At 50.3% G+C, this 1,109-nt stretch carries 1 rRNA gene; it reads right to left on the bottom strand.

Annotation, left to right across the window (positions count from 1 at the left end):
- A 23S ribosomal RNA gene (locus G319_RS0100025) occupies positions 1-1,109 on the bottom strand; the annotation flags it as partial.

The following is a 1,109-nucleotide window of genomic DNA, read 5'->3' as shown; positions in this document are numbered from 1 at the left end:
TTAGCTTAACGCCTCGCAGCGCTTACACATCCATCCTATCAACCATGTGGTCTACATGGGATCTTACATCTTACGAATGGGAAAATTCATCTTAAAGGAGGCTTCTCGCTTAGATGCCTTCAGCGATTATCCGTTCCACATATAGCTACCCAGCTGTGCCATTGGCATGACAACTGGAGCACCAGGGATGTGTCCAACTCGGTCCTCTCGTACTAGAGTCAGCTCTCTTCAATTTTCCTACGCCCACAACAGATAGGGACCAAACTGTCTCACGACGTTCTGAACCCAGCTCGCGTACCGCTTTAATGGGCGAACAGCCCAACCCTTGGAACCGACTTCAGCTCCAGGATGCGATGAGCCGACATCGAGGTGCCAAACCTCCCCGTCGATGTGAACTCTTGGGGGAGATCAGCCTGTTATCCCCGGGGTAACTTTTATCCGTTGAGCGACGGCCCTTCCACTCGGGACCGCCGGATCACTAAGTCCTACTTTCGTATCTGTTCGACTTGTAAGTCTCGCAGTTAAGCATTCTTCTACCTTTGCGCTCTTTGTATGATTTCCAACCATACTGAGAATACCTTTGAGCGCCTCCGTTACATTTTAGGAGGCGACCGCCCCAGTCAAACTACCCACCAGACACTGTCCTCAACCCGGATAACGGGTCTAAGTTAGAAAGTCAATGTAACGAGGGTGGTATTCCAAGGATGACTCCACAAGCCCTAGCGGTCCTGCTTCATAGTCTCCCACCTATCCTCTACACGTTACACCAAATTTCAATATCAAGTTATAGTAAAGCTCCACGGGGTCTTTCCGTCTAGTTGCGGGTAACCGGCATCTTCACCGGTACTAAAATTTCACCGAGTCTATAGCCGAGACAGCGAAGGGATCATTACACCTTTCGTGCGGGTCAGAACTTACCTGACAAGGAATTTCGCTACCTTAGGACCGTTATAGTTACGGCCGCCGTTCACCGGGGCTTCAATTCAAAGCTTCGCTTGCGCTGACTTCTCCTTTTAACCTTCCGGCACTGGGCAGGTGTCACCCCCTATACATCGTCTTGCGACTTAGCAGAGAGCTGTGTTTTTGTTAAACAGTTGCCCCTCCCTCTT

The organism is Tullyiplasma multilocale ATCC 49900, from assembly GCF_000483165.1.
Taxonomy (GTDB): Bacteria; Bacillota_I; Bacilli_A; order Mycoplasmatales; family Mycoplasmataceae; genus Tullyiplasma; species Tullyiplasma multilocale.
The sequence above is the reverse complement of the archived record's forward strand: the minus strand, read 5'-3'. Positions and strand labels throughout refer to the sequence as shown.